The 9244-nt window shown below is 73.5% G+C and carries 7 protein-coding genes; 1 reads left to right on the top strand and 6 read right to left on the bottom strand.

Annotated features, from left to right (window positions below; all coding sequences use genetic code 11):
- Positions 1–20: 20 nt before the first annotated feature.
- The 6 genes from ACFU7Z_RS29020 to ACFU7Z_RS28995 all read right to left on the bottom strand — a co-directional run bounded on the left by ACFU7Z_RS29020 (position 21) and on the right by ACFU7Z_RS28995 (position 7216).
- A complete protein-coding gene (locus tag ACFU7Z_RS29020; RefSeq protein WP_380780661.1) occupies positions 21–1181 on the bottom strand; it encodes a CopD family protein in 1161 nt (386 codons plus the stop codon).
- Positions 1182–1278: 97 nt separating this feature from the next.
- Positions 1279–2721 (bottom strand): MATE family efflux transporter, encoded by a 1443-nt coding sequence (locus ACFU7Z_RS29015; protein WP_380780663.1) that lies wholly within the window; start codon positions 2719–2721, stop codon positions 1279–1281.
- Between the two features lie 40 nt (positions 2722–2761).
- Positions 2762–3793: a cysteine synthase family protein gene (locus tag ACFU7Z_RS29010; protein WP_380780659.1), complete on the bottom strand. Its 1032-nt coding sequence runs from the start codon at positions 3791–3793 to the stop codon at positions 2762–2764.
- 49 nt (positions 3794–3842) lie between these two features.
- A complete protein-coding gene (locus ACFU7Z_RS29005) occupies positions 3843–5186 on the bottom strand; it encodes a Y4yA family PLP-dependent enzyme (RefSeq protein WP_380780657.1) in 1344 nt (447 codons plus the stop codon).
- Entirely contained in the window at positions 5177–6166 is a 990-nt protein-coding gene (locus ACFU7Z_RS29000) for an ornithine cyclodeaminase family protein (protein ID WP_380780655.1), read from the bottom strand. Before ACFU7Z_RS29000 ends, ACFU7Z_RS29005 begins: the two co-directional genes overlap by 10 nt.
- 60 nt (positions 6167–6226) lie before the next feature.
- Entirely contained in the window at positions 6227–7216 is a 990-nt protein-coding gene (locus ACFU7Z_RS28995; RefSeq protein WP_380780653.1) for a TauD/TfdA family dioxygenase, read from the bottom strand.
- Positions 7217–7591: 375 nt separating this feature from the next.
- Between ACFU7Z_RS28995 and ACFU7Z_RS28990 the strand changes: the two genes are divergently transcribed.
- Positions 7592–9151 carry an ABC transporter substrate-binding protein gene (locus ACFU7Z_RS28990; RefSeq protein ID WP_380780651.1) on the top strand — a complete coding sequence of 520 codons (1560 nt, stop codon included), beginning with the start codon at positions 7592–7594 and terminating at the stop codon, positions 9149–9151.
- Positions 9152–9244: the final 93 nt, after the last annotated feature.

The raw sequence follows: 9244 nt of genomic DNA, 5'->3' as shown, positions 1-9244 counted from the left end.
CGGCGGCCCCACGTCCGTCGTCAGGCGGTGGCGCCCTGACGGCGGGCGAGGGCGTCGGAGGCCTTGGCGGTGGCGTAGAGGGAGACGCCGAGGGCCAGCACGAGGGCGGCGCCGGCCGCGAAGACGGTGCCGGAGGAGACGGCCTTGGCGTCCGCGGCCTCGGCGCGCGCCGATCCGGTGATGAACGGGACGACCGCGAGGACGGCGACGCCGAGGGCGACCTCTCCCCACACGACCTTCGGGAAGTGCCGCAGCGTGAGGTGGAGGAGGGAGGAGGTGTCGTCGGCGCGCCGGGCGTGGGCGATGCGGGGCATCAGCCAGAACTGGTTGAAGGCGCCGGCGGTGACGAGGCCGAGGACGAGGAGGACCTTGACGAGCAGGGCGAGGCCGTAGCCGGTGGTCCACAGCTGGGAGACCGCGCCGACGTGCTTCCAGCTGAGCCAGAGGCCGGAGACGGTGACGGCGGCGACGCAGACCATGGCGACCAGGCTGAAGCGGCGCCACAGGTCCGCCCACAGCAGGCCGGCGCCCGTGCCGAGCCGGCCGCGGGTGCCGGCGAGGGCGACGAGCAGGGCGAGGCCGCCGAGCCAGACGGTGCCCGAGACGATGTGCGCCTGGTCGAGGAGGAGGTCGAGCCAGCGGTCGAGTCCGGCGGGGGTGGTGGTCGGGACGGCGGCGATCAGGGTGACGGCGAGGGCGGCCGGCAGCGCGGTGAGCGCTATCGCGTCGACGTGGCGGCGTACGGCCGGGACGAACAGGGCGGCCAGCAGGACGGCCGTCACGGCCAGGACGGCGTTCTGGACGAGGTGGACGGTGCCCTGGGCGATCCAGGCGCCCTTGGCGGCCGGGGCCTGGAGGTAGTCCCAGAGCCTGCCGGGGGCGAGGGCGTCACCGAAGGGCATGCCCTCGCCGGCGCGGGCGAGGCGGGCGGCGAGCTGGAAGTAGCCGGCGACCAGGAGGACCACGCCGGACACGGCCAGACAGGTCGCGGCCCTGGCGCGCAGGACCCTGGAGTCGTCGGGGTCCGCGCCGCGCAGGGCGGGGCGGACGGTGGTGGCGTAGGTGACGGTGGTGCCGATGGCCGCGCTGAGGCCGAGGAAGTAGCCGGCCTTGGTGAGGACGCGCCACAGCGGGGGCAGGACGTACGGGGTGGCGGTGGCGGCGAGCGAGGCAGCGTGCATGGGGGAGTCTCACGTGGTGGTGGGTGGATGCGGAGCAGGGTGGTGCGCCGGAGGACGGGCGGGGTGGCACCCGCCCTCCGGCACCGCCGACGGGCTGTCAGGCTCCGGCGGCGACGGCGTCGGGTGCCGTGGCGGCCCTGGCGGTGAGGGCGCGGCCGTAGCGGCGCAGCAGGAGGACCGCGGTGGTGGCGAGGCCGATCAGCAGGCCGAACCAGAGGCCGCGGGTCTCGCCGCCGAGGGGGTAGGCGAGGAGCCAGGAGGCGGGCAGGCCGACGGCCCAGTAGCCGACGAGGGTGATGCGGAAGCCGCTCCTGGTGTCGTCGAGGCCGCGCAGCAGGCCGACGCCGATGTTCTGGGCGCAGTCGAAGAACTGCAGGACGGCGACGACGACGAGCAGGCCGGTGGCGATCTCCAGGCCCTGCTGGTCGGTGGGCGCGTTCGGGTCGAAGTAGGGGCGCAGGACGAGGTCCGGGAGCGCGAGGTAGAGGGTGCCGACGACCGTCATCACCACGGCGCCGCAGGCGAGCGCGGTGTTCTTGATGCGGCGGGCGGCGGCGTACTCGCCGAGGGCGAGTTCGCGGCTGACGTTGATGGACGCGGCGTGCGAGAGGCCGACGGCGACCTGGAAGACGATGTAGATCAGCTGGTTGACGGCGGTGTGGGCGGCGAGCGCGGCGGGGCCGAAGCTGCCGGCGAGCAGCGCGGTGACGGAGAAGAACCCGGCCTCGGAGCCGTAGGTGGCGGCGATCGGCGTGCCGAGGCCGAGCAGGCGGCGGACGGTCGCGGCGTCGGCGCGCCAGAAGTCCAGGCTCAGCAGCGGTGCCAGCCGGTCGTCGCGGCGGGCGGAGGCGTAGAGGGCGAGGAAGGACAGCAGGTAGACGCTGCTGGTGGCGACGCCGATGCCGGTGAGGCCGAGCCGGGGCAGGCCCCAGGTGCCGTGGATGAAGGCCCAGTTGAGGGCGGCGTTGACGGCGACGGAGGCGAGGGTGATCCGCAGCAGCGCCTGGGGGCGGCGCATGCCGACGGTGAACTGGCGGATCGCCTGGAACCAGAGGCAGGGTACGAGGCCGGGGGCGAGGGCGGCGAGCATGCCCTGGGCGCGGTGGGCGACCTCCGCGTCCTGGCCGAGCCAGGTGGCGGCCTGGCCGATGAGGACCATCAGGACGGCGCCGGCCAGCCCGGCGAGGGTGGCGACGGCCATCGCGGCCCGCACCAGGCCCCGGACTTCCTGGTCGGCGGCGTCGGTGTCGGCGTCGGCGGCGGTTCCAGCGGGCTCGGCGGTTCCGGCGCGTTCGGCCCGGGCCGCCGCGGCCGCCACCTGGTTGCCGACGGAGGTGACCAGCCCGACGCCCATGGTGCGGAGCTGATTGAAGATCACCAGGGCGAGGCCGCCGGCCGCGAGGGCCTCGGTGCCCAGGACGCCCATCATGATCGTGTCGGTGGTGGTGAGGGCGACCTGGGCGAGCTGGGTGAGGGCGAGCGGTACGGCGAGGGCGGCGAGCGCGCGGCTGTCGCGCGCCAGGGTGGTCAGCTGCTGCATGGTGGGTGTCACGTCTCTGGGTGTCACGTCTCTGGGGGTGTCAGGGCCTGCGGAGTTTGGCGAGGGATTCGTCGATGCCGGTCTCGACGGCCTCGTCGAGGAGGTCGCGGGCCGTCATCCAGTCGTCGTTGAAGACGGTGTCCAGGTACTTCTCCCCGCCGTCGTTGATGAACGCGACCATAACGGCGTCCGGCGGCAGGGTCGTCAGGCGGGTCAGGGCGTCGTGGACGACGCCGCCGGCGGAGCCGCCGATGAGCAGCCCGGTGCGGCGGGCCACGACGCGGGCGGTGGCGAAGGCCTCGATGTCGCCGACCTTGACGCCCTCGTCGATGAGGTCGTAGTCGACGAGCAGGCCGATGGTGGCGCCCTCGGGGGTGCCGGTGCCGGACTGGTAGTAGTCGTGGGCGGGCGGGCCGAAGGCGATGGAGCCCTTCGGCTCGACGCCGACGACCGTCACGTCCGGCACGTACGCCTTGAGCTCGCGGGCGGTGCCGCACAGCCCGCCGCCGGTGCCGACGGCGCCGACCAGCACGTCGACCCGGTTGTCCAGGGCCTGGGCGATCTCCCGGCCGACCGCGTGGTAACCGACCGCGTTGCTGGGGTTGTTGTGCTGCTCGGTGAAGAAGGTGTTGTCCTTGCCGCGGGCCATCTCCTCGGCGAGCTCCTCGCGGGCGGCGGTGTGCAGCTCCTCGCCGTCGGTGTCCGCGTCGACGTACACCAGCTCGGTGCCCATCGCCTTCATGCCGCGCAGCTTGTCGGCGGCGGCGTGGTTGTCGACGACGGCGGTGAAGCGGTAGCCGCGTTCGGCGGCGACCACGGCCAGCCCGAGGCCGGTGTTGCCGGAGGTGGACTCGATGATGTGGCCGCCCTCGCGCAGCTGTCCGCGCTCCTCGGCGTCGAGGACCATCTGCCGGGCCATGCGGATCTTGGCGCTGCCGGTGGGGTTGAACATCTCCAGTTTGAGGAGCAGCCGGGCGCCGTTGTCGGCGCGGGCGAGTTCGAACAGCGGGGTGTAGCCGATGAGGTCGGAGATCCGGGTGACCACCGGCGGGCGGTGCAGGGCGTCGGTCATGGCGGGGGGCTTTCTGGTGAGCGCGGTGGGCGGCGTCGGATCAGTGGGATCAGAGGGCGGGGCGGCGGTCGAGGCGCCAGCGCGGTCCGCCGTCCTCGTGCTGGACGACGACCTTGGCCGGCAGGGGGAGGTCGTGGAAGGGGGACTCGTTGGAGTCCATCTGGTAGCCGGCGGTGTTGGGGTAGACGAGGAGGTCGCCGACCCGGGGCCGGGCGGGGAAGGGGATCTTGCGCCAGGTCAGGAGGTCGGAGTCGAGGCAGCTGGCGCCGCCGACGCACGCCCGGTACTCCTCGGCCGCCTGGCCGGGAGAGCGGGGCAGGAGTACGGGCTCGGGCAGGTACTCGCTGTTGAACCACTGCTCGGACAGGCTCAGGCTGGTGCCGTCGACGGTGACGATGCCGTATCCGGCCCGGTCCTTGACGCCCTGGACGACGAAGACGGAGGAGCCGGCCCGGTCGAGCAGCGCGCGTCCGGGTTCCAGCAGCAGCGTCACGCCGGCCTCCCGCAGCCGCTCGGCCAGGTCGGGCCCCTGCCCGCCCGGGCGGCCGGTGAGGATCGAGCGCAGCGCGTCGGCCCCGGCGACGGGGGAGTGGTAGGGGTAGAAGTCGCCCGTGGTGAACGTCCGGTCGCCGTGGTAGTGCCCGGGCTCCTGCTGGGCGAGGAACAGCTCCCAGGCGTCGGCGGGCACGTAGTCGACGGCGAAGCCGCCGCCGATGCTGATCCGGTCCGCCGGCAGGCCCATCGTCCGGGCCTTGAGGCACAGGTCGACGAGTTCGCCCGCGAGGTCGGTGCGCGGCCGCACCTCGTAGCCGGACAGGTGGAAGCTGAAGCCCTCCATCCGGACCCGCCCACCGGCCGCGGCGCAGCGCAGCAGCGCGGCGTCCAGCTGGTCGTCGTCGAGGCCGAAGCGGCTGCGGGGCTGGGCGGGCGGGTGACGGCGCAGCAGGAGGCGGACGGGCCGGGGGACGTCCAGGTGCAGGACGCGCTCCAGTTCGTCGAGGGCGTCGACGGCGATCAGCGCGCCCTGGAGGGCCGCGATGCGCAGCAGGGCCTCGGACTTGGCGGGGCCGGTGACGACGAGGTCCTCGCCGCGCACGCCGTGGCCGAGCGCCTCGCGCAGCTCGCCGAGCGAGGCGACGTCGACCCCGGCCCCGGTGGCGGCGCAGCGTTCGACGAACGCGGCGGCCTTGTTGGCCTTCTTGGCGTAGTAGACCCGCCCGTCCACGCCGGTGTCGGCGAGGACGGCGCGGAACGCGGCGAGGTTGGCGTCGAAGCGCTCGGGCAGCAGGTAGTGGAACCCTCCGCCGAGGCCGTGGGCGAGTTCGTGGAGCAGGCCGCTCGCGTGGAGGCGCTCGGCGAGGGGGTCGGGGTGGGTGGGCAGGGTCAGCGCCACAGGTCCACCTCGGTGCCCAGGCCCTGGTCGGCGGCGAGTTGGGCGAAGCGGTGGCCGAGCGCGATGTCGGTGACGACCAGGCCGCTGTTGTAGGCGAAGATCCGCTGGTCGGGTGCGGTACGGGCGTTGGAGGCGCCGGAGATGGCGGCGGGCAGTTCCAGGTCGACGGCGGGCAGGGTGCCGTCGGCGTCGGCCATGTCGGTACCGGTGACGCGCATCTGGGCCTCGCTGGTGGCGATCACCCGGTCCGCGCGGTGCAGCGTGGACGGGGCGAGGCCGTGGCCGACGAGGATCGCGGTCGCGCCGGGCTTCAGCCAGTCGGCCTCGACGGCGGCGGGGGTGTGGCCGCCGGCGGTGGCGACGATGACGTCCGCGTCCCGGGCGGCCGCTTCGAGGTCGGTGACCAACTCCAGCTCGCGGCCGGGGAAGTGGCGCTCCAGCTCCTGGCGGACGGCGGCGATGCCGTCGGGGTGGGTGCCGGAGAGCAGCAGGCGCTTCAGCCCGGGCAGCGTGGTGAGCAGGAACGGCAGCGCGAGGCGGCCCTGGGTGCCGGTGCCGATCACCAGCGCGGTGGCGGCGTCGGGGGAGGCGCACTCGCGGGCCAGCAGGGCGGAGACGGCCGGGGTGCGCAGCGAGCCGATGCGGGAGCAGTCCATCATGGCGACCGGCAGGCCGGTGACGTCGTCGTAGACGGTCAGCGTCGTGTAGTAGTGCTGCTCGTCGCGGCCCTTGTCCAGGCCGTGCTTGTACGAGGTCTTGAACGCGACGACGTTGCGCACCCCGTCGCGGCCGAGCATGGCGTAGGAGACGGAGTGGCCGTCGGCGGGCTGGACGGTGAGCTTGCGGGGGTTGTCGGACCGGCCGGCGGCCAGGGTGCGGTAGGCCTGTTCGACGGTGTCGACGACGTCGGCCAGGGTGATGTCCAGGCCGGCGAGGTCGCTGGTGGAGAGTACGCGCAGGGTGGTGTCGTCCCGGTCCACGCGGGTGCCCTTTCGGTTCGGTGAGGCGGCGTCTGGAAAGCAGGGGGGGAGAGCGGGCGGTCAGGAGGCCCAGGCGGTGAGGGCGGCCTGGCCGTAGCCGTGCTCGTCGTGCTCGGCGAGCGGGCGGGTGGGGCGGTCCTCGACCCGGACGGAGGCGCGCTTGAGCCAGCGGTCGGTGCCGTCGTAGCGGGCCCGGAAGGGGACGCGGCCGTGGACGACGAGGTCGTTGTCGACGACCAGGACGTCGCCCGGCTCCAGGCTCACCGCGACGGACACCCGGGCCAGCTCCTCGCCCAGGCGCTCGTAGGCGCCGCGCCAGGCCTGGTCCGTCCCCTCCAGCGGGGTGTAGGCGGGGTCGTAGCGCATGGTCAGGCCGTCGGGGGAGTCGAAGAGGGTGGGTACCGGGGCGGGCCGTCCGGGGAACTGCTGGGCCTGCTCGTAGGCGTCGTCGGGCAGGATCGGCGCGACGGGGCGCTTCAGCTGGTCCAGGTCGGCCTGGGCGAGCGTGGTCAGCCGTACGCCGGCCGCGGTGGTGGCGATCCGGTCGTGGTTGCGCATGCAGCAGAGCAGCAGCAGGTGGGCGCGGCCGGGGTGGAAGGCGTCCTCGGTGTGCGGGGTGAGCAGGACGGAGCTGGAGGCGCCGGTCTGCTCGCTCTCGTGGCCGGGCGAGGGCACGATGTTGTGCACGAACCGGCCGTCCTGCTGGCCGTCCCAGGCGATCGGGGTGCCCATCAGGGCGGAGACCAGCAGCAGCGTCACGTCCCACAGCGCGCCGGCGTCGCCGACGGTCGACCAGTGGCCGGGGGTGGGGCCGAGTTCGGTGTCGTCGGGGCGCAGGCCGCGCAGCACGAACAGGCCGTCGGCGGTGTCCACCGGGCGCAGCGCGTGCCGGAGTTCCGCGCTGAGCCGGGTGCGTGTCGCGGGCAGGTCGGCCAGCAGGTCGGGGCTGGTCGCGGAGCCGTGGCGGGCCAGCAACTCGGCGGCGGTGTCGGTCAGTTCCTGGGCGGTGGCGGTGTCGAGGCGGCGTACCGGGGCAGGGCAGGTGGGCACGGCGGGACCTTCCGGGGGCGGGACGGGAGAGGGCGTGCGAGCACGCGGCATCACCGCACCGGTGTGGGACGGGCGGGAGCAGCGCGTGGGGCGTGGGTCCGGGGCGGCTCGAACGGCCGGACGACATGAACGTAACAACGACTTCGAAGTAAGGCAAGCCTTACCCAAATCGGATGTCTACATTTACGTAGTCTCGGCTTCCGGCGGCGGCGCACAGGCCGCTCAGGGTCAATTCTGCTGCTCACGCGGCGTTTTGGGAGCGAGGGGCGCACGGCCGGAACGAGGGTGCGCTCCGCCGGGCGGCTTGCGGGCGGCCTCGAACTTAGGGTAGGTAAGCCTAAGCAAATCGAGCGCAACCCGAAACGAGGAACGAACGTGCGCGTCACCCGACGACAGCTGCTGTGGGCCGGTGCCGGTATCGGGGCGGCCGGTGCGCTGGCCGCCTGCGGCAGCGGCACGGGCGGATCCAAGGACGCCGCACCGGCCGGTACGGCGTCCGCACAGCCCCGCGCCGGGGGAACGCTGAAGGTCGGCGCCCTCGGCAAGGCCTCGGCGATCACCCGTGACCCGCACGGCACCCAGGCCAACGAGAGCGACTACCTGATCATCAGCCTGCTCTACGACACCCTCGCGATACCCGGGGACACCGCCAACACCGTCCCGCGCCTGGCCGCCTCCTGGAAGCCATCGGAGGACCTGACGACCTGGCGCTTCACGATCGCCGACGGCGCCGTCTTCCACGACGGCACCCCCGTCACCGCCGACGACGTCGTCTGGTCGTTGCGGCGCCTGCGCGACACCCCGGCCGGCAAGAGCCGCCTGCCCGGCATCCAGCCCGAGGGCATCAGGGCCGAGGACCCGAAGACCGTCGTCCTGGTCTCCGACTACCCCAACGCGGACCTGCCGCTGCAGACCCGCCTCACCACCTTCGTCCTCAAGAAGGACACCAAGGACGACGCGATCGCCGGAGCCCCCGGCACCGGCCCGTTCAAGCTCGACTGGTACCGCGACGGCAACGCCCGCCTGGTGCGCAACGACCAGTGGTACGGCGGCAAGGTCCTCCTCGACGCCGTCGAGATCCGCCTCTTCGAGAGCCCCCAGGCCATGGCGAACGCCCTGCTCGCCGGGCAGATCGACGTCGCCTCCAACGTCGGCGCCGTCGCCGCCCGCACCGCCGAGGCCCGCAAGGACGTCCGGATCCTGCGCCGCCCCAACGACATGGCGATGCCGATCGTCATGCGCACCGCCGACGGCCCCTTCGCCGACCCCCGGGTGCGCGAGGCGCTGAAGCTGGCGGTCGACCGCGACGCGATGGTCAAGCAGGTCCTCTCCGGCTACGGCAGCGTCGCCAACGACATCCTCGGCACCGGCGACCCCGCCCTCGCCAAGGACATCCCCCAGCGCACCCGCGACCTCGCCAAGGCCAAGCAGCTCCTCGCGGACGCCGGATTCGACACCTCCCGGACCTACGACCTCATCACCACCGAGGACATCTCCGGCCTGGCCGAGTCCGCGACCCTGTTCGCCACCCAGGTCCGCGAGGCCGGCGTGAAGATCAACGTCGTCAAGCAGGACTCCAAGGTGTTCTGGGACGCCACCTGGCTCAAGGGCACGCTCTACACGACGTACTGGGGCACCAACGACTCGGTCGTCTTCTTCGCCTCCAAGACGATGCTCTCCGACGCCGGCCAGAACGAGTCCGGCTTCAAGGACCCCGCCTTCGACGAGGCCTACCGCACCGCCATGGGCACCGCCGACGCCGCCGCGCGCGGCACGCTGCTGCACCAGCTCCAGGAGATCGAGTTCGCCAGGTCCGGCTACCTGCTGTGGGGCATGGCCGACGGCATCGACCTCGCCGGCGCCGCCGTGCGCGACCTGCCCAAGCTCCCCGGCTACGGCCGCGTCCAGCTCGAGAAGACCTGGCTGTCCCGTTGACCACCCTTCAGCCGCACGGCGTCCCGGCCCGCATCCTCCCCGGTGCGGGCCGGGTCGCCCGGCAGGCCGCCCGGCGCCTGGCCATGCTCGTCG

Origin of the sequence: Kitasatospora sp. NPDC057518 (assembly GCF_042802075.1) — a bacterium.
GTDB lineage: Bacteria > Actinomycetota > Actinomycetes > Streptomycetales > Streptomycetaceae > Kitasatospora.
The sequence above is the reverse complement of the archived record's forward strand: the minus strand, read 5'-3'. Positions and strand labels throughout refer to the sequence as shown.